Origin of the sequence: Allokutzneria sp. NRRL B-24872, from assembly GCF_002155965.1 — a bacterium.
Taxonomy (GTDB): Bacteria; Actinomycetota; Actinomycetes; order Mycobacteriales; family Pseudonocardiaceae; genus Allokutzneria.
Genome location: NZ_MUMH01000078.1, coordinates 22,129 through 41,268 on the forward strand (window position 1 = coordinate 22,129; position 19,140 = coordinate 41,268).

Consider the following 19,140-nt stretch of genomic DNA (forward strand, 5'->3'; position numbering starts at 1 on the left):
ACGCGGCCGGATTATTTGGTAAGTCCTCTGATGAGTAATCCTGTCGTGGATGCGGTGCTCGGTTTCGGTGCCGTGCTGTTCATCGCCGCAGTGCTTTTCGGTGTGCTGCGGTTCCAGGAATTGGATCGCCGGTGGTACTCGCTCCTGCTCGTGACGCTGGCGATCGGCGGCTACCTCGGCCACGCCGCGCGCATCGTGACCGCGGGCGGGATCGGGGTGAACCTCGGGGCGATCTTCGTGCTCTGCGTCGAGCTGCCGATGATCGGCGTGGTGGCCGCTGTGCTCGCGGTGCGGACCTCACGACTGCTCCGCGCTCCTGACACCGGCGCCGAGCAGCACCCGGCGGGGGCTCCGCTGCGCTCCCAGGTGCACCTGGTGGTCTCCGGCGCGTTCGCGGCCTGGTGGCTGGTGGGGGACCTGAGCGCGAACGTGTCGCCGGGCGCGCGGCTGGACTACCTGGTGCCGCCGCTGCCGGTGGTGTCGCTGACCCCGGCCATCGACGTGCTGGTCGGCAGTGTGGCGCTCGCCCTGGCCTCAGGGACGCTGCTGGTCACCGCCACGACATCGGCGCGCAGCCGCTGGCTGGGCCAGTTCCTCAGCGCGTTGGCGCTCGGCGCGGTGCTCGGCTTCTTCTTCCGCGTCCTGACGGCGGGCGGGATCGGGGCGAACATCGGCGGCGGGCTCGTGCTGCTGCTGGGGCTGCCGCTGCTGGTCGCCGCCGCCGGTGCGCTGGCGTGGCGGACGACCCGCCTGCTCCGCGCCTGACGAGCGTCCCTGGTCCCGGTGACACGGCCGGGAAAATCGTTCCCGCTCGTTCGTCGGCGGTGGCAGGCTTGCGACCCTCGTTCGACGACAGGACACGCCCGTGCTCACCCAGACGATCATCCGCAAGACCCTTCGAGTCCCGCGCAGCACCGCCGCGTCCGGCAACGGCTCCGCCCTCGCGCGACAGATGGACGCGGTGCTCACCCGGGTCGGGTTCAAGGCGTCCCAGGAACTCTTGGAGCACCTGTCCGGTCTCAAGCCGCGAGCGGCGAAGAGCCTGGCGCTCAACGTGATCGAGGCCGTGCGCGGGCTAGTCGGTGATCACGTGAGCCACAACAGCTACTTCGTCGACTTCCCCGACGGAGTGCCGGACACGGTGGAGTTCTGGGTGAGCTGCCTGCGCGAAGCGCTCATCACGTCGGGCACCGGAGCACCGTCGCGGCGCTCGGACGCGCTCGCCTTCCTCAGCGAGGGCTGGGTCAGGCTCTTGGACCTGCCCAGCTACGGCCGCTACCGGCACACCCACGCCGAGCTGCTGGCGGCCCACGACGAGCTGATTCCCTCGGTGAAGGACCGCCTCACCGTCCTGCACCTCGGCGGCACCCTCGATGCCGAGAAGCACGCGCTGTTCACCGAGCTCGCCAGCTCGGTCACACCCTTGGGCGAAGCCGACCTGGACCTGTTCGCCACCCTCGCCGCGGACTGCGCGGGCGGCGTCCTGCCCGAGAACATCCCGGTGCGGGAGAACCGGGCCGTGGTCAACGCCGTTCGGTTGGCGGCCCGGCTCCCGTTGGTCGCGGTCGACACCGTCGTGGACGTCCTGCGCGTCGCCTGCCAGGCGAGCGGCGGTGACCCCACGCTGGTCGAGCCGACGAGGTTTCGCAGCTTCACCCGAGCCGAGCGCAGGTCGCTGCTCGCGGCCATGGAACGGGTCGTCGCGGACAACTGGGGCAAGCTCAGCGATGTCGCCCACTACGCGGAGAGGTTCAAGCGACTGGGGGAGCGCCTGCACCCCGGCGAGCACCAGCAGTTCCCGCACGCGCAGGACGTCTTCGCCGTCGCGCGGGGCGAGCGGAGGGTGCGATCGCTGGCCGGGCGCGCCGAAGCGGCCTTCGCCGAGGGCGATGTCCTGGGCGCCGCGACCGTGCTCGCGACCGCACCCGGGCACCTGATGCGGTCGCTGGACCGATTGCTGCGCTGCGCCAACGAACCCGGCGATCTCGACCGAGTCTTTGAGGTGGTGGCGGGTGCGCTCGGCGCGGTGTCCGGGCGCGTGCTCTGCTCGGTCCGCGAACACCTGGGCAACCGGACTGCGCCTGAGACCGCACGGGTTTTCATCACCCGCAGCCGACGCGCCTGGACCACGCCGGACCGCCGCGCGCCGCTGCCGGACGGGGTCATCGAGCGCGCCTGCGCGATGATCGATGCCGAACTCGCGTCGCGGCTTCCGGAGTACGAACACCTGGTGGTCGACCCCGCCGTGCTTGACGTCGCGTTGCCGTTGTCGGGCAAGGCAAGTGAGGACGGGTTCGCTGTCATGCCGCGCGGTTCCCGCACCCGCGTGGACGGACAGGTTCTGCGGTTCTTCACCTACTGGCGCCAAAACGGTCAAGCCACCGACTTCGACCTGTCCGCGCTGCTGCTGGACGAGGAGTTCCGTTACGTCGGGCACGTTTCGTGGACTCGCTTGCGCAGCAACGGCGCGGTGTACTCCGGCGACATCACCAGCGCGCCCGGCGGTGCGACCGAGTTCATCGACATCCCGTTGGACACGGTGGACGCCGCCTACGTCGTGCCACAGGTCGACATCTACTCCGGCGAGGGTTTCGACGAGGTGGCGGAGTCGATGTTCGGGTGGATGACCCGCGACCGCAGCCAGAAGGGCGCGCCGTTCGACGCGCGCACGGTGCGGACCCGTTCGGAGATGCGCGGCACCGGGCGCGTGGCGCTGCCGATCCTCTTCGGCCGCAACGACGACGACGGCTGGACGGCGACCTGGCTGCACCTGTACCTGTCCGGGTCGCCCCGGTTCAACCAGGTCGAGGGGCACCAGGTCAACACCAGCGCGCTCACCCGTGCCGTGGCGCGGCGCGACCACCTGACGGTCCGCTATCTCGTCGAACTCCTGCGCCGCAAGGCAGGGCGGGTCACCACGTGGACCTGGGACTCCCACTGGGACGGGCCGGTGACCTTCCTGGGCGTGCACGAGCCCGAGGGACTGCCGGCGGGGTCGACGGTGATCACCCTGGACCGGCTAACGCGATTGATCCCGCGCTGACGCTTGGCTAGGCTTGTGACGCGAGGCTATGAAGGGACTTCCTTCTCCCCTTTCGATGGCTACTAGTACCTTCGCTTTCCTCGCTTCACCGTTCCGGACTCAGCGCGGGCAACGCCCATCTAGGGTGACCGCATGTCGCTGGTGGGAAGGGATGCTGAGTCAGCGCGGATTCACCGCATGCTGACGAGTGCGCGCGGCGCGCGCAGCGGCGTGCTGGCGCTGCGCTGCGCGGCGGGCATCGGGAAGTCGGTCCTGCTCGACCACGCGGTGTCGATCGCCGAAGCCGAAGGCATGCGGGTGATCCGCGGTGCCGGGATCGAGTCCGACTCCGAGCTGGCTTACGGGGGCCTGCACCAACTCCTGTTCCCGCACCTCGATCGGCTGGGCGCCCTTCCCACGCCCCAGGCGACCGCGCTGCGGTGCGCTTTCGGCCTGGCCGAAGGAGACGACGCCAACCGGTTCCTGATCTCCGCCGGAACCCTGTCGCTGCTCGCCGATCTCGCTGAGGACCGCCCGCTGCTGTGCGTGGTCGATGACCTGCAATGGCTCGACCAGGGCTCCGTGGAGGCGCTGCTGTTCGCGGCCCGCCGCTTCGTGGCCGACCCGATCGCGGTGCTGTTCGCGGTCCGCGACACGTCGGCGCCGTCGGTGATCGCGGGCGTGGAGGTCCTGGACCTGCCCGGCCTCGTCGCGCCCGACGCCGCCCGGCTGCTCGCCGACCACGCCCCGGAACTCGCCGAGCGACTGCGGAGCAGGGTGCTCGCGGAGTCCGGCGGCAATCCCCTCGCGATCATCGAACTCGGGTCGGCGCGGCTCGCGGCCCGCGACGTCGACGAGTCCGACCCGGCCGAGCAGGTCGGCCCGCTCCCGGTGACCCGCCGCGTGCAGGAGGCGTTCCGCCACCAGATCGTGGAGCTTCCCGACCCCGCCCAACGCGCGCTGCTGGTCGCGGCGGCCGACACGACGGCGCCCGTCGCGACGATCCTGCACGTCATCGAATCCCTTGGTGGCGCTGCCAATGACCTGGCGCCCGCCGAACGCGACCGGCTGGTCCGGATCGACAGCCGAGTCACGTTCCGCCACCCCTTGGTCCGCGCAGCCGCCTACCAGGACGCGCCGCTGCACCGGCGGATCGAGGTGCACCGCGCGTACGCCGAGGCGCTGCGCGCGGACGCCGATGCCGACCGCCGGGCCTGGCACCTCGCCGCCGCGACCACCAAACCCGACGAGGTGGTGGCCGCCGAACTCGAAGGCGTCGCGGAGCGGGCCTGGCACCGAGGCGGCGCGATGGCGGTGTGCGCTGCCTACGAGCGCGCCGGTCGACTCAGCGCAGATCGGGAGCTGAAGGCCCGGCGCATCGTCCAGGCCAGCCAGGCCGCGTTCGACGCGGGCAAGGCCGACCGAGCTGCTCGGCTGGCGGCCGAAGCGCTCGCGCTCACCACCGACATCGGCGTCCGGGCCGATGCCATCTACACCCGTGGCGCCGTGGAGTACGAACGCACTTCGCCGCGCGCCGACGCGGAATTGACGCTCGAAGCCGCCGCGTTGGTGCGCGACACCGATCCGGAGCGCGCCGCGCTCACGCTCTACGAGGCCGTGCACGCCGCTCGGCACGGTGCGGCGCACGACCTCGTGCAGCGCGCAGCGGAACTGATGCGCGAGTTCACCCCGCCGAAGCACTGGGTGCCTGTCGTCGCAGCCCTTCTCGGCTGGGCGGAGATCTTCGCCGGACGTCCGGAACTGGCCGTTGGCCCGATGCGCGATCTCCACACCGCCGCGCGCGGCGGCGACGGGCACGACCTGATGCATCGGATCACCGCCGGGTTCGGCGGGCTCATGATCGCTGACGAGGACGACGTCATCGCCGAGACCGAGGACATGCTGGCCGCTGTGCGGGCCAGCGGGGCGTTGGGGTGGGTGCCGTACACCCTGAACGTGCTCGCGGTGGCACGGCTGCTGCGCGGCGAGTTCGCCGACGCGCGCGCGTGCGTGGCGGAAGGCGTTTCCGTCAGCGACGAGTTCGGGAACACGACCGAGAGCCTGGCCCACCGGTCGGTCGAGGTGTGGTTGCACGCCGTGTCGGGCGATGAAGCACGCTGCCGGGCCCTCGCCGAGGAAGTGCTTCTGCGAGCCCGATCCCGGCACCGGGTCAACGCCGAGATCGCGGCTTGGGGGCTCGGGATGCTCGACCTTTCCGCGCGGCGGTTCGGGGACGCGCTCGACCGGCTTGAGCAGGTGGCCCAGGGGCCCGCGAGCCGCGACCTGTTGGTGCGGTCGGTGCCGGATCTGGTGGAAGCAGCTGTGCGCGGCGGTATGCCCGATCGCGCCCACGAGCCTCTGGCGGAGTTCCGGCACTGGGCTGAGCACGTCGACCGCCCGGTCGCCACTGGGCTCGTCCTGCGGTGCCAGGCTCTGCTTGCCGAGGACGCCGATGCTGACGCTCTGTACGTCGAGGCGCTGCGGCTCCACGAGCAGCACGGCGGCCCCTACGAACGCGCTCGTACTCAGCTGGTCTACGGCGAGTGGCTGCGGCGCCGTCGTCGCCGTGCCGAAGCCCGAGGCCATCTCGCCGCGGCGGTCTCCGCGTTCGAACACCTCGGCGCGCAGCTCTGGGCTGAGCGTGCGCGCGGCGAGCTGGCCGCCTTCGGCGAGCGGAGCGACGAGCCTCAGCGCAGCGGCCCGCTCACCCTGTTGACCCCGCAGGAGTTGCAGGTCGTACGGCTGGCCGCGGACGGTCGCACCAACAAGGAGATCGCCGCGCAGCTCTTCCTCAGCCCGCGGACCGTCGGCCACCACCTCTACAAGGCGTACCCGAAGCTCGGCGTCACCGCCCGCGCCGAGCTGGCCCACCTCGTCCAGTGACCGATGCCGGTCATCGGCTTCGGCGGACACCAGTCACGATGACTGATACGTCAGCCACGAGCCCCGCCTAGCGTTTCGGTCATCAGCACAGCGGCCATCGGCCGAAGGACGAGGAGACGACAATGACGAAGTACTTCCTGAGCCTCCCGCACGACTCCGCCGAGGAGCCGACGATGGAGAGCATGGACCCGGCCGAGCTGCACGAGATCATGGCCGCGGTCGGTGCGTTCAACACCGCTGTCCAGGAGGCGGGCGCGTTCGTGACCGCCGGAGGCCTTCAGCCGCCGTCGACCGCGACCACCGTGGACTACACCGGTGACAGCCCCGTCCTCACGCCTGGCCCGTTCGCCGAGGCCAAGGAGTACCTGGGCGGCTTCTGGATCATCGAGGCGGAGAACGACGACGTCGCGATCGAATGGACCAAGCAGGCTTCGCGCGCGCTCCGGAGCCGGGTCGAGGTCCGTGCGCTCCAGGAAGCACCGCAGGGCTGAACAGCGCGTCATCAGCGACGCGACCACCACAGCGCGCAGGCTCCGGCCAGGAGCAGGACCACACCGTGCAACACGATCTCCAGCGAGTACAGCCCCGGGTTGGTGTCGGTGAACGCGCCACCGACGGTGTTGTGACCGGTGTGGAATCCGACCGCGAGCCAGATCGTTCCGCTGGCCGCACGGCAGGCGGCGAGCGCGAAGCCGAGGCAGCAGGCCATCAGCGTGTACAGCACCTGCTGCCCGAACGACGTCGTGCCGCCCGAAGAGAAGATGTGGAACGAGCCGAACACCAGCGCGGAGGTCACGACCGCGGTCGCCATCGGGCGTTCGCGGAGGACGGTGGCGAACAGGTAACCGCGGAAGAGCACTTCCTCGGGGAGGGCTTGGCCGAGCATCGCCGCCAACAGCGCCAGGAACAAGCCGTCAGGACGGAAGCCGGTTCGCCACTCGGCGGCGCCCATCACGACGTAGACGGCATTCGCACACGTCATCACGGCGGCGGAGATGAGGACGCCGAGCAGCAAGGGCCCGATGGCGCGGTTGAGGGTGATGTCGAGAGCGGCCCAGGGGCGGCGGTCGACGAAGCGCTGGAGGCAGTAGGCGATCAGCACGGCGGCGCCGGACATGACCAGCAGGCTGGCGTAGCCGACCGCCTGCTTCGGTAGCCCGATCGCCGCGAACAGCTGCGCGGCCGATGGCACCACGACCATGACGGCGGCGAGGAAACCCATGAGTGGCAAGAAGATGCGCACTCCCCACGGCAGGCGTGCGCGGTGCTCGTCGATCATGGCGGTGACGGTAGGGCGGCGCGTTCCACCGGCACATCGACCCGAGGGCACGGGCCATCCATGACCGCGGTCATGGATGCGGTGCGCCCGTGGTGTGACGCGGCGCGGCGGTGGTGGCTCTACTGTCGTTGCTCGTGAGGCCCCTGTCGTTCAGCGTGGTGTTCTGGGTCGTCGTCGCGGTTCCGGTCGTGCGCTTCGCCGCCGGAACCGGTGGCGGGCGGTTCGGCCCGCTGCCGCAGGCGCTCGTGCTCGCGGCGCTCGTGGCGGTGTGGCTGACGTTGCCGTGGGAGCGCACTTCGAACCGGAAGTACCTCGGCGCGGTGTTCTTCGCGCTGTCGCTCACCGCCGCGATCATGGGCGGCTACGGCGTCGAGGGGCCGCTGATGGTGGTGGCGCTGGCGAACATCGTGTTCCTGTTCGGGCTGAGGGCCGGCGCGGTGCTGTCGGCGCTGTTGCTGCTCGGCCTGGTGCTGAGCGTTCCCGCGATGCCCGGCGGGACTTGGACGGCGGCGCTGGCGCAGACGGTGTCCCTGGGCACCATGATCGCGTGCATGCTCGGCCTGGCCTCAGCGGTGACCGAGGCGCGGACGAGCAGCGAGTTGCTGGAGCGGGCTCACCGCGAACTCCGCAGGCACGCCGACCGGGTCCGTGAGCTGACCGTCGCCGAGGAACGTGCCCGGATGGCGCGCGACCTGCACGATTCCACCGGGCACCACCTCACGGTCATCAAGGTGGGCTTGGAGAACGCCGAGCGGTACCGCGACCGCGATCCCGAGCAGGCGTGGGCGGAAGTCCGCCAGGCCAAGGAGTTGACGGTCGAGGCGTTGCTGGAGGCGCGGAGGTGGGTGCGCGCGCTGCGTCCGCTCGCACTGGACGGAGGGCTCGGTGGCGCGGCGCTCGCCGAGCTGGCCAGGTCCTTCGACGGCACCGGCATCACGGTGCGGTTCGTCGTGGAGGGAGCGGAACGTCCGCTCGGCCCCGACGTCGAGCTGGTGCTCTACCGGATGCTCCAGGAGGGGTTGACCAATGCGCTGCGCCACGCGAACGCCCGCAGTGCGACAGCGACGTTGTGCTTCGAGGAGGAACGCGTGGTGTTCGAGGTGCGCGACGACGGGACCGGAGCCGACGCCGAGCCCGGCTTCGGACTGTCCACTTTGGCCGAACGAGCCCGTGCGGTCGGCGGCACGCTCGTCTCGGGCAGCGCGGCGGGCGGTGGTTTCTCGGTGCGGGCGGAGCTGCCGACGTGACCCCGGTGCGCGTGCTGGTCGTCGACGACCAGGTGCTGATGCGGCAGGGGCTGACCAAGCTGCTGGAGATCGAGGACGACATCGAGGTGGTCGGCGCCGCCGCCGACGGAGCCGCCGCGCTCGCGCTGGTCCCGGCCTGCCGCCCGGCCGTCGCCCTGGTGGACGCGCGGATGCCGGGCATGGACGGCGTCACGCTGATCGGCGAGCTGACCGCGCGGTTCCCCGGCGTCGCCGCGCTCGTGCTGACGACCTTCGACGAGGACGACTACCTCTTCGGAGCGATCCGCGCGGGCGCCCGCGGCTACCTGCTCAAGGACACGCCGCCGGAGGAACTGGTCGCGGCGATCCACAAGGCGGCCCGTGGTGAGAACGTGCTCGGTTCCCCAGCGGCGGCCCGGCTGATGGCCGAGGTGCGCGCGACCGCCGCTCGTCCCTCCACAGTGGACGAATCACTCACCGCGCGGGAGCTGGAGGTGGCGCGTCTGGTCGGCGCGGGCGCGACCAACGCGGAGATCGCCGCGACGCTGTTCATCGCCGAGGGCACGGTGAAGAACCACGTCTCGGCGGTGCTGCGCAAGCTCGTCCTGCGCCACCGGGTCGAGCTCGCGCTGAGATTCAGCGGCCGCCGATGACCCGTCACTCAGCCGAAAACCTCGCGTTCGGGAAACTCATCGAGCCCTATCGCGCGGAACTCCATGCGCACTGCTACCGCATGCTGGGCTCCGTCCACGACGCCGAGGACGCGCTCCAGGACGCGCTGGTCCGCGCGTGGAGATCACTGGAGCACTTCGAGGACCGCGGTTCGATCCGACCGTGGCTGTACAAGATCGCCACGAACCGGTGCCTCACCCTGATCGAGCGCCGCGCGCGGCGGGACATCCCCACGGACCTCGGTTCGGCCGGGCCGTTGACCGAAACGACGGCGTGGTTGGAGCCGTATCCCGACGATCGGCTGGACTTGGCCTCGCTCTCTCCTGAAGCGCGCTGCCTGACGCGTGAAGGCGTGGAACTGGCCTTCGTCGCTGCCCTCCAGCACGTGAGCGCGCGTCAGCGAGCGGTCCTCGTCCTGCGTGAGGTTCTCGGGTTCTCGGCGCGAGAGGTCGCCGACCTGATGGACACGACGGTCGCGTCGGTCAACAGCGCACTGCAACGCGCACGCCACACCCTCGACGAACGTCGGCCCGCCATGAGCCAGCAAGCGACGCTGCGCTCCCTGGGCGAGGAACGCGTTCGAGCGCTGGGGGAGCGGTACCTGGCCGCGTGGGAGCGCGGCGACGTCGACGCCATCGTGGAGCTGCTGACCGAGGACGCCAAGTACTCCATGCCGCCGCTGGCGGAGTGGTTCCAGGGGCGCGAGGCCATCGCGGAGTTCCTTCGCGGCGGGCCGCTGACGACCAGCTGGCGCTTCCTGCGGGCTCGCGCCAACGGGCAACTCGCGTTCGGCACCTACATGTGGCAGGCGGAGAGGTCGCTCTACGTCCCGGCGGGTGTCGACATCCTCACGCTGAACGACTCCGGGATCGCCGAGGTCGTCTCGTTCCTGACCGCGGACTTCAGCTCGTTCGGCCTCCCAACGGAACTGCGCGGCTGAATGTCGGCGAAGGGCGATGAGTTCGGCCGCGTTCGCGGGTTGTACCGGGTGAGAGCACCAGCCCCGAAACGGAATGCGAGCCGAACGATGGGCACTGACGAACAGCAGATCCGGGACCTGATCGAACGCTGGGCCGCCGCCGTGCACGCGGGCGACATGGACGGCGTCCTCGCCGACCACGCCGACGACGTGGTGATGTTCGACGTCCCGCCACCCCACGACGGCGTCCGCGGCCTCGACGCCTACCGCCGAACGTGGCCGCCCTTCTTCCTCTGGCAGGCACAGGGCGCTTCGTTCGAGATCGTCTCCCTCGACGTCACCGCCGGAGCGGACACCGCCTTCGCCCACGCCCTGCTGAGGTGCGGAACCCCGAGCGAACTCGCCGAACAGCCGGAGAACCGCCTTCGGCTCACGTTGGGACTGCGCAAGGAAAAGGGCCGGTGGGTCGTGGCGCACGAACACCACTCCTTCCCGCACACCGACGACACGGTGAACGGCACTGCTGAGCGCGAAGTGCTTGCGGTGCACCAGAAGTGGTTCGACGGTACCGCCGCCAAAGCCCTCGACGAGCTGATGTCCCACATCGCCGAGGACGTCGTCTCCTACGAGCACGACGAGCCACTGCAACACATCGGCGTCGAAGCCGTCCGCGAGGTCTGCAAGCGAGGGCTCGACGACGCCCCCGGCGCTGTCAGCTGGGCGGTGCCGGACCTCAAGATCCTTGTCCGGGGCGACATCGCGGTCGCCTGGGGGCTCAACCGCATCCGCGCCGAGTCAGCCGATGGCACGACCGAGGAGAGCTGGTCGCGGGGAACACGCGTCTTCCAGCGGACCGACGACGACTGGCTGCTGATCCACCAACACCTGTCGTTCCCCCACGACCCCCGCACCGGCGAGGCGAAGACGACCCTGCGGCCCTGAACCGGACCTCACCTGGCCCGTACTCATCCGGTCGCGGGTTGGCGGCGGAGTCGGGTCGCCGCGGCCACGAGCGGGCACAGCGCGGTGGTGGCCAGGGCGCCGAGGGTGCTGTCGGTGGCCAGGATCAGCCGGACGGTTTTCATGGCTGCCGACAGGACTTCGGCGCCGCGCTGGCGCACCTGCGCTTCGTAGCGGCCGATCACCTCCGGGATCGTCGTGGTGGTGTCGGTGAAGGTGTCCAGGTGGGCGAGCAGGTCGGCTGCGTCCTGGATGGCCGCGCCGGCGCCCATGCCCGCGGTGGGCGGGGTGGCGTGCACGGCGTCACCGAGGGCGGTGATGCGGCCCGCGGCCCAGGGCGCCAGGTCGGCGGCGCGGGTCGAGGCGGCGTTGAACCGGAACGCGGCCACGCTGTCGGGGTCGGCGCGCGCGATGACCTCCAGGGTGTGTCCGGCCCACCTGTGGCTCCGGAACCGGTCGAGCAGAGCGGTTCGCAGCGCGGCTCCGCGCAGCTCGCGCAGGGCGTCGGTGCGGGCGGACTCGGGGAACATCGCTCCCCAGATGTAGGTCGGGCCGGTGGTGACCGACATGCTCAGCTCGGGCGCGTCGAGGGCGGCGTTGCCGACCGGGTCGAGGAACCCGACGTAGAGCGCGGCTCCGCGTGGGCCGATGCCCATCGTCGAGCGCGTTCCGAGCCGGAGCTGCTCGGCGCCGGTGAGCGCGCTGCGCCTGGTGCGGCCGGAGAACCCGATGATGCCGGCCGGACGGTTGGTCGGGGCCGCCGCCAGGTGGCGGGCGACGACCGAGTGGGTTCCGTCGGCGCCGACCACCAGGTCCGCGGAGACCGACGTCCCGTCGGCGAAGTTGACCTGTGGGCCGCCGCCCTCGTCGGCACCGACACCCACCACGACCCGCCCCAGGTGCAGGTCCTGCCCGACCGCGTCCGCCAGCAGCGTGCGCAGCGTGATGCGGTCGACGTCGATGCTCGCGCTGCCGGACAGGTCCGGGCCGTGCCCGAGCACGCGCCCGCGGTAGTCCCAGAGCACGTCCCGCTCCCGCAGGCGCAGCGCGGACGCCGAAGCCAGCAGCCTGCGCACGACCTCCGGCGCGACGAGCCGCCTGAGCGCGGACTGGGCTCGCTCGTCCAGGGTGATGTGGTAGCCGCCGGTCGCCGCGACATCGGCGTCGCGATCGAACACCGCCACCTCGTGACCGCCGCGGCGCAGCCCAGCTCCCAGTGCGAGTCCGCCGATCCCGCCACCCACAACGACAACGCGCATTCCTGCCTGCCTTCCCTCGTCGGCTGTTGACGCTGACGCTGCCATCAGTAGTGGACACGGAATGGCCAGTACTGGTGGCACGATGAAGCGATGGCGACAACGTCACACCGAGCGCTGCGGCTGCTGTCCCTGCTCGGCTCGCGCGGGACGTGGCCGCTGCGGGATCTCGCCGCCCGCCTGGACGTCAGCGAACGCACCGTGCGGCGCGACCTGGAAACGCTGCGCGAACTCGGGTATCCGGTGGTGACCGTTCGCGGCCCAGCTGGCGGCTACCGGCTCGGCAACGGCCACACCCTGCCGCCGCTGCTGTTCGACCACGACCAAGCGCTCGCGATCGCCATCGCGCTGCAGACCGCTCCCAGCTCCGTGTTCGGCATGCACGACGCCACCGCCAGAGCCCTGCTGACCGTGCAGCAGGCCATGCCGGACACCCTCCGCGCCGTCATGGAATCCCTGCGCCTGACCAGCTTGCGCAACTACTGGGAATTCCCCGCGCCGCCGATCGACCCCGCCGCGCTGGCCACCGTGGGCACCGCCGTGCGCCTGCGCCACGTCCTCGTCACCGAGTTCCTGCGTCCCGACGGAACGCGCCCTGCCCCCGGCGAGCCGGACTTCGCGGCAGCCCGTCGGCTCGAACCCCACCACCTGGTCGTGTGGGCGGGGCGGTGGTACCTCATCGCCCACGACCTCGACGAACAGCGCTGGCGAGTGGACCGGGTCGACCGGCTGCACCCGCGTCCCACCGGCCGCGGCTTCGCACCCCGCGAACTCCCCGACCGCGACCTCGCGCACTTCGTCATGAGCCACCACGACCGCGGCGACACCCCCGCGACCTGGGAGTGCACGGGCAGCGCCCGTCTCAACCTGCCCGCGCACGTCGTGGCCCGCTGGGCGCCCGGCGGTTCCGTCGTCGAACACCTCGACACCCACCACTGCCGACTCACCCTCGGCGCCTGGTCCTGGGCGGGCGTCGCCGGAATCCTCGCCACCTTCGACACCGACCTCACCGACCTGCACCCGCCCGAACTCCGGCAAGCCTGCCGGACCATCGCGCGCCGCTACGCGGACCCCGGGCAACCGCGGCGGACGTGATCAGGGCAGGCGTTCGCCGGTCTCCAGAAGGGTTTTGAGCCCGGACAGGATCGTGGGCCAGCCGTGCGAGACCGATTCGCGCACCTTCCCGGCCGGGCTCGGGGTAGTCGTCGGCGACCTTGAAGGTGTGCGCGAGCAGATCAGCGAGCCGGGGCGCCAGTCGGAGACGAGGTGCACGCCGTAGTACTGCTCGGTGAACTCTCCGTTGGTCGAGCTCGCTCATCCTTCGGCCGCCAGAGCTTTCTTGAGGGTGGCGAGGGCGTTGAGGCGGCGCTTGTGGTACTTGCCGAGCCAGCGTCTTCGAGGATCGCGAGGTGCTTGGCCACCGCCTGGCGACTCAGCCCGGTCGGCGCGCACAGCTCGTGCAACCGCTGGCCGTCGCGGGCGTGCAGGGCGTCCAGCAGCGAACGCCGGGTCGGGTCGGCCAGGGCCTTGAACACCGCGTCGTCGTCCGCGCCACCGCTCATCGGCAACCTTTCAGTTCCCTTTCTGGGCGAACGACAGGCAACCACGCGGTTGCCTGTCAACCGGTGCGCCGGCGGTGCTGGTCGCCGCGTCCCATCGTGTGCGCCACGCCTGCCTCGCAAGGAATCGGTCCGCCAGTGGTCACATTCTCGCACTGATCATTTCTGGGATCGATTTCATCGTTATCGAGAATGGCTCAGTAAAATTGCTCAAATTGGACCGTCACTCGAATGGAGTATGGCTCGAATTTGGCGCGAGGTGCTCGAATATTGCGGTATCCGGTCGGGGCGTGGGGCGCGGCGGAAATGGGGAGAAGTGTAGTTTCTAGATCGTTTTAATGTGTCCTCTCGCCCTCTCTGTCCGGGAAGGCCGGGTCTGATCACCCGAGGTGGCCCACTGCAACGGCACGCGCCACGTGGGTCCGTGGGAAACGGATGAGGGGAATCGATGAAAATGACCACAGCGAGACGCTTGGGAAGAGCGGCCGTGGCGGGCGTCGCCGCACTGACGCTGACGCTCGGCGCCAGCGCGCCCGCGATGGCGTGGCTGCACCCCGGCTCGACGACGCAGTACCCGTCCGAAGGTGGCACGTGGCAGTACGGTTTCTGGAACGTCAAGGTCCGGTCGTACTACTACCACGCGAGCAGGTGCCACGGCTCGACCGTGGAGTACAACGGCGGCAGGCAGCGGAGCGTGGACACGGCCGCCGGGCGCACGTCGTCGGCGACCAAGGGCGCGGTCAACCAGCCGTGGGCCAGCGACCGGTACTGGTACCGGACGTCCTGCGGATAACGGTTCGGGGTGCGGAGACCGCGATCGGCGTTCTCCGCACCCTCTCCTTGTCCACCTGAGGAAGAAACGCGAGAACAAGCATGACCCAGCGTGTCGTCGCGGGCGCCTCGGCGGTGTTGTTCATCCTGCTCGCCCTGGTAACGCATCTCATGGTCGATATGCACGACCGCGCGTTCCCGGTGGAGCTGGGCCCGGCCAGTTCGATCAATCTGGACTTCGGCGAGTCCGGGCTCGGCGAGGACGCCGCCATCGAGTTGTTGCGTTCGTGGAACGCCAGGGCGGAGATCGGTCTGCTCAAGCAGACTGCGGATCTTGGCGGCGATCTGCGCGGCAAGGTTTTCATCGAACTGAACGAGGCGCGGACGGCGCCCGACACCATCGGGTGGTACGGCGACGAGCCGCGAGCGCGGGTCCTCGGGTCGCAGGAGATGGCGACGGCGCTGCCGAGCGGAACCTATCTCGTCACCGGCCGGGTGGACCGGCTTCCCGAAGTCATCGGCGATTTGCAGCGGCACGGTGTCACGGTGTCGCGCACGGACCCGACGCTCGCCCAGGACCTGGCAGGCCTGTACCGCCTGCGCAGCCTGGCGATCGCCTTCGCCACCGGATGCGTTCTGCTGGTCACGCTGGTGCTCTACTGGCTGTCGGCGAAGTCCCGCGGCCGTTCCCTGCGGGTGCTGGGCGGCACGTCCGTCGCGCGGGTCCAGGTCGTCGACATGACCCGTTTCCTGGTCCTGGTAACCACGACGTGGGCGGCCACAACCGCTCCGGCGGTCCTGGTGGTCGGGGTCTGGAAGGGGTGGGAGTACACGTCGCTGTTCGCCACCCGGATGGCCGCGCTCGGCGGGCTGATGCTGGTGCTGGTGCTCGTGACGGCCGCGGTGCTGAGCGCGATCGCGACGCCGTCCGCGGACTCGATCGCGCGGCGGATGCCCGCGTCGCTGGGCATTCGCCGGTCCGCCAACCTGGTCAAGGCGGTGACGTTCTGCTTCGTGCTCCTGGCGGTGGGGCCCGCCTGGTCCGCGGTGACCAACGCCTCGGCGACCGCGCGGGAGATGGGCCAGTGGAACCGGCTGGCCGACCAGGTGCGCATGAGCTTCCAGGGCACCAGCGAAGCGGACTTCCAGCGGCTGATGGCGCCCTTCGGTGACCTGGTGCGCGAGGTGGACGCGCGGGGCTCGCTCGCGCTGAGCCACCTCACCGTCGACCAGCCGGACGCGTTGCCGGGGCGGCGGTGGGACTCCGTGCTCGGCCGGTGGAAGGGATTCGCGCTGGTGAACCAGCGCTGGCTGGACCTCATGCAGCCGGAGCGCTCCGGGGCGGCGCCTCGGACGGAGATCTCCAGAGCTGCCCTGCCACGGGAGTTCGTCGACGAGTTCGCCCTCTCCCTCGACCTGTGGAAGCGGCCTCCGGAGCCCGCCGCGGCCGTGCTGGAGCGGTTCCGGTTCCTCGACTCGGGACAGCAGTCGGTCCCGCTGGCCGAAGCGGGGGGCGAACTCCTGTTCCGCGACGACATCCTGATCGTCGTCGTCCCCGATGTCTGGTCGACCTTCGACGACAGCTTCCTGGTCAGCACGGCGTCGTCGGGAAACCTGCTGTTCAGCGGACTCGACCAGACGCAGGCGACGGTCACCGCGCACGGCGTCGGCAAAGAGGTGAAGGTCCGCCACGCCGCGGCGGACGGGATTCTGCGAGCCCAGTTCGCGGCTTACGACGCGTGGCTCGGGGTGGTTTCCCTGATCGGGCTGGCCGTCGCGCTCGTGGTGGCCGCCGCGATCAGCGCCTACGTCTCGGCGTTGCTGGCGGCCAGGAACGACTTCGCGCGGCGGCTCGCGGGACACGGCTGGACACGGGTGATGGCGGGCAGGCTCGTTCCCGAGATCGCGCTCGGCGCACTGGTGGCGGCAGTGCTTCTGCTCCTCCAGCCACCCGAACACGTCCTGCCCGTGCTCGTGACATCCGTGCTGCTGATCGCGGCGGCGCCGGTTGCCCACGTGCTCGCCGCCAGGCGGGCGTTCGCCGACGTTGGCGCCCGACGCCTCTGACGACAGCCGTTACGACCGATTTCCGAGGAGAGACCAGTGGACATCGAAGCGGTGGACGTGGGTGTGCTCATCGACGACCGCGAGATCGTGGCGGGGCAGTCGTTGACCTGCCGCCCGAACACCATGACCGCGCTGGTGGGGCCGAGCGGGTGCGGCAAGACGACGCTGCTGCACTGCGTCGGTCTGCTTCAGCGCCCGACGTTCGGACGGGTGCTCGTGGACGGTGCTGACACCAGCTCGTGGAGTTCCCGGCGGGTCCGCCAGTTCTGGCGCGACAACGCGGCTTTCGTGATCCAGGACTACGGGATCGTCGATGACGAGTCGGTCGCCTACAACGTCACTATGTCGGCGACCCTGTTCACCAACCGGCTGCGCGCGGACCAGTCGCGTTTGGAGGCCGCGCTCGACCGGACCGGGCTCGCTGGCCGCGGCGGCGACCGCGCTTCGCACCTGAGCGGCGGTGAGAAGCAGCGGTTGGCGATCGCCCGCGCCATCTACAAGGACGCCGCTGTCGTCCTGGTCGACGAGCCGACCGCCTCGCTGGACAGCGCCAACCGCACCCTGGTCGTCGACCTGTTCGCCGACCGCGCAGCCGCGGGGTGCACCGTGATCATCGCGACCCATGACGAGGAGATGATGGCCGCGTGCGACAGCCTGCACACCGTGAGTCGACAGCGCAGCGACACCACCGCGAAGGTGGCCCGATGAACCGCAAACGAATCGTGCTGATCGCCGTGGCGCTGGTCGCCGTCGTCGTCGCCGTGCTCGCCTGGCTGGGAGTCTTCAACCGCCTGTTCGGCGACGGGTACAGCGCTCCCGCGTGCGAGCAGTTGCCCACCAGGGCCGAGGCGACCCAGGCGATGTCCCGCAACGGCGGCCTGGCGCAGAAGCTGGCCGCGGTCGGTCCGGGAGTCGAGGTCGCCGTGAGCACTCCCTGTTCCGACTCGAACCGAGCGCTGGTCGTGGTCCGGGTCGGCACCGGCGAGGAGGAAGCCGCTGCCCGCAGCGTGCTTCGGGAGAGCGATGGCTTCGGCGTCCCCGCGACCGTCGAACGGCGATAGCGAGTCAGGTGCTCGGTATCGCCGCTGCGGCGGCTGACCGGACGGCCGGGTGCGAGTCGACCAGGGCGTCGGCGAGCAGCGAACGCAGGCCAGGAGGAGCGGTTCGCCCCAGAGCGGTCGCGGCGTTGGCGCGGACGCGTGGCCTGGGGTCGCGCAGGGCCTCGGTCAGCAGCGGGAGCGTCTTCGCGTGGGTGATCCGCCCGAGTGCCGCGGCGGCGCGGGAGCGGACCAGCTCGTCCTCGTCGGTGATCGCGGTGGTCAGCATCCAGAGGGAGGCCGGGTCGGCGTGTTGGCCGATGATCCAGACGATGACGCGGCGGACGAGCGGGTCGGGGGAGTGGCTCGGCAGGTGGTGCCGTGTGCCGATGCGGGCGAGGATTCGTCCGGCGAGCTTGCGGACGCGCCGCTCGTCGGTGGTCATCAGCACCCGCACCACGGTGGGCGCGACCGAGTCGTCGGCCAGGCGAACCAGGCCGGTGAGGGCCGCGTGGACGTGCCGACCGTCGCAGGCGGCGGCCAACCGGCCGAGAGCGCGGTGGTCGCCGTGCCTGGCCAGGACGCGGAAGGCCCGCGCGCGAACGACGGGGTGAACGTCGTCGGTGGCTTTGAGGGCGGCGGGCGTCGTCAATGGCCCGCCGATCCGGTTCAGGGCCAGCAGGGCGCCCTCGCGAACGTCGGGCGAACTGCGGTCGAGCAGCGCCGCGATCGCAGGTGCGGCCTCCAGCGCTTCGAGCTTGCCCAGAGCTTCCAGTACGGGCAGCGCTTGGATGTCATCGGACTCGCGCAGAACGCCGATGAGCGGTCCGGTCGCTTCCGCGACGCGCAGGTTGCCGAGCACTTCCGCAGCCGCGAAGCGGCCCGGGCGGCGGTGGCGGAGGTGCTCGATCAGCACCGGGGCAACCCGACGTTCACCGGCCCGGCTCAGCGCGCGGGTGATGTCGTGCGCCGCGCAGTGGTGCAGCTGCCCCAGCGCGTCGGCGAGGACGTCCAGCCGTCTCGGGTCGCTGGTCTCAGCGATGCGCTGGGCGGCGGCGCGGCCGAGCCAGGCCCGATCGCCGTCCTCGTCGTTCAGCAGCGCCACCAACAGGTCGAACACCTCGTCCGAGGACTTCGCGGTGAGGCCCTCCAAGGCGGCCTGGACGACGGTGGCGGCGGGGTCGGACAGGGCCTGCACGAGGATCGGCTGATGAGCGGGATCGCGGCCGGAACCGAGGGCGCTGATCGCGATGGTGCGGACCGTGGTGTTCGGATGGGCCGCCAGGGTGGCCAGCCAAGCTGATCCGGTCTGGTCGGCCACAACCGCGCGCGCGTGCTGGGAGAACGCGTTGTGCGCCTCGGCGCGTGCCTCCGACCAGACTTCCGGATCGTTCGGTTCGAGCTCGACCAGCCGGGCGAGGAGCGCCTGGCCGACAGCGGTGACCGAATCCCGATGTTCACCCATGACGCCAGTGTGCCCAGCCACGCC

General features: G+C 70.7%; 18 protein-coding genes. 13 read left to right on the forward strand and 5 right to left on the reverse strand.

Annotated elements, in window-relative coordinates; genetic code table 11:
• The first annotated feature begins 30 nt into the window (after positions 1 to 30).
• The 4 genes from CCN37_RS20940 (at position 31) to CCN37_RS20955 (ending at position 6,396) form a co-directional block, all read left to right on the forward strand.
• Positions 31 to 765: a hypothetical protein gene (locus CCN37_RS20940; RefSeq protein ID WP_143261715.1), complete on the forward strand. Its 735-nt coding sequence runs from the start codon at positions 31 to 33 to the stop codon at positions 763 to 765.
• Between the two features lie 100 nt (positions 766 to 865).
• Positions 866 to 3,043 (forward strand): TerD family protein, encoded by a 2,178-nt coding sequence (locus CCN37_RS20945; protein WP_086823728.1) that lies wholly within the window; start codon positions 866 to 868, stop codon positions 3,041 to 3,043.
• Positions 3,044 to 3,175: 132 nt separating this feature from the next.
• Positions 3,176 to 5,905 (forward strand): LuxR C-terminal-related transcriptional regulator, encoded by a 2,730-nt coding sequence (locus CCN37_RS20950; protein WP_086823730.1) that lies wholly within the window; start codon positions 3,176 to 3,178, stop codon positions 5,903 to 5,905.
• Between the two features lie 122 nt (positions 5,906 to 6,027).
• Entirely contained in the window at positions 6,028 to 6,396 is a 369-nt protein-coding gene (locus tag CCN37_RS20955) for a YciI family protein (protein ID WP_086823732.1), read from the forward strand.
• An 11-nt stretch (positions 6,397 to 6,407) separates the two neighbouring features.
• On the opposite strand, the gene CCN37_RS20960 is transcribed toward CCN37_RS20955, so the two are convergent.
• Positions 6,408 to 7,184: a CPBP family intramembrane glutamic endopeptidase gene (locus CCN37_RS20960; RefSeq protein WP_086823734.1), complete on the reverse strand. Its 777-nt coding sequence runs from the start codon at positions 7,182 to 7,184 to the stop codon at positions 6,408 to 6,410.
• A 134-nt stretch (positions 7,185 to 7,318) separates the two neighbouring features.
• Between CCN37_RS20960 and CCN37_RS20965 the strand changes: the two genes are divergently transcribed.
• From CCN37_RS20965 to CCN37_RS20980, 4 genes are all read left to right on the forward strand, one after another.
• Positions 7,319 to 8,431 (forward strand): sensor histidine kinase, encoded by a 1,113-nt coding sequence (locus CCN37_RS20965; protein WP_143261716.1) that lies wholly within the window; start codon positions 7,319 to 7,321, stop codon positions 8,429 to 8,431.
• Positions 8,428 to 9,063, forward strand: a complete 636-nt coding sequence (locus tag CCN37_RS20970) for a response regulator transcription factor (protein WP_086823738.1) — start codon at positions 8,428 to 8,430, stop codon at positions 9,061 to 9,063. Before CCN37_RS20965 ends, CCN37_RS20970 begins: the two co-directional genes overlap by 4 nt.
• Complete coding sequence (locus CCN37_RS20975; protein WP_086823741.1) at positions 9,060 to 10,022, forward strand: sigma-70 family RNA polymerase sigma factor; 963 nt, start codon at positions 9,060 to 9,062, stop codon at positions 10,020 to 10,022. Before CCN37_RS20970 ends, CCN37_RS20975 begins: the two co-directional genes overlap by 4 nt.
• A gap of 87 nt (positions 10,023 to 10,109) precedes the next feature.
• Positions 10,110 to 10,943, forward strand: a complete 834-nt coding sequence (locus CCN37_RS20980) for an SgcJ/EcaC family oxidoreductase (protein ID WP_086823743.1) — start codon at positions 10,110 to 10,112, stop codon at positions 10,941 to 10,943.
• Between the two features lie 23 nt (positions 10,944 to 10,966).
• On the opposite strand, the gene CCN37_RS20985 is transcribed toward CCN37_RS20980, so the two are convergent.
• Complete coding sequence (locus CCN37_RS20985) at positions 10,967 to 12,220, reverse strand: NAD(P)/FAD-dependent oxidoreductase (RefSeq protein WP_086823745.1); 1,254 nt, start codon at positions 12,218 to 12,220, stop codon at positions 10,967 to 10,969.
• A 90-nt stretch (positions 12,221 to 12,310) separates the two neighbouring features.
• Between CCN37_RS20985 and CCN37_RS20990 the strand changes: the two genes are divergently transcribed.
• On the forward strand, positions 12,311 to 13,312 hold the full coding sequence (locus tag CCN37_RS20990; RefSeq protein WP_086823746.1) for a YafY family protein: 1,002 nt from the start codon (positions 12,311 to 12,313) through the stop codon (positions 13,310 to 13,312).
• Here the strand turns inward: CCN37_RS20990 and CCN37_RS42410 are convergent, their stop codons facing one another.
• Both CCN37_RS42410 and CCN37_RS40925 read right to left on the reverse strand, forming a co-directional pair.
• Positions 13,313 to 13,489, reverse strand: a complete 177-nt coding sequence (locus CCN37_RS42410; RefSeq protein WP_168200769.1) for a hypothetical protein — start codon at positions 13,487 to 13,489, stop codon at positions 13,313 to 13,315. It lies immediately after the preceding gene.
• Positions 13,453 to 13,779, reverse strand: coding sequence for an ArsR/SmtB family transcription factor (locus tag CCN37_RS40925; protein WP_371504673.1), 327 nt, complete (start codon positions 13,777 to 13,779; stop codon positions 13,453 to 13,455). Before CCN37_RS40925 ends, CCN37_RS42410 begins: the two co-directional genes overlap by 37 nt.
• 451 nt (positions 13,780 to 14,230) lie before the next feature.
• Between CCN37_RS40925 and CCN37_RS21000 the strand changes: the two genes are divergently transcribed.
• From CCN37_RS21000 to CCN37_RS21015, 4 genes are all read left to right on the forward strand, one after another.
• Positions 14,231 to 14,569: a lactococcin 972 family bacteriocin gene (locus tag CCN37_RS21000; protein ID WP_086823748.1), complete on the forward strand. Its 339-nt coding sequence runs from the start codon at positions 14,231 to 14,233 to the stop codon at positions 14,567 to 14,569.
• Between the two features lie 80 nt (positions 14,570 to 14,649).
• Positions 14,650 to 16,614 (forward strand): hypothetical protein, encoded by a 1,965-nt coding sequence (locus CCN37_RS21005; protein WP_086823750.1) that lies wholly within the window; start codon positions 14,650 to 14,652, stop codon positions 16,612 to 16,614.
• 36 nt (positions 16,615 to 16,650) lie between these two features.
• Positions 16,651 to 17,322 (forward strand): ABC transporter ATP-binding protein, encoded by a 672-nt coding sequence (locus tag CCN37_RS21010; RefSeq protein ID WP_086823752.1) that lies wholly within the window; start codon positions 16,651 to 16,653, stop codon positions 17,320 to 17,322.
• Positions 17,319 to 17,675: a hypothetical protein gene (locus CCN37_RS21015; protein ID WP_086823754.1), complete on the forward strand. Its 357-nt coding sequence runs from the start codon at positions 17,319 to 17,321 to the stop codon at positions 17,673 to 17,675. Before CCN37_RS21010 ends, CCN37_RS21015 begins: the two co-directional genes overlap by 4 nt.
• A gap of 4 nt (positions 17,676 to 17,679) precedes the next feature.
• Here CCN37_RS21015 and CCN37_RS21020 read toward each other — a convergent pair whose 3' ends face one another.
• Positions 17,680 to 19,116 (reverse strand): HEAT repeat domain-containing protein, encoded by a 1,437-nt coding sequence (locus CCN37_RS21020; protein WP_086823756.1) that lies wholly within the window; start codon positions 19,114 to 19,116, stop codon positions 17,680 to 17,682.
• Positions 19,117 to 19,140: the final 24 nt, after the last annotated feature.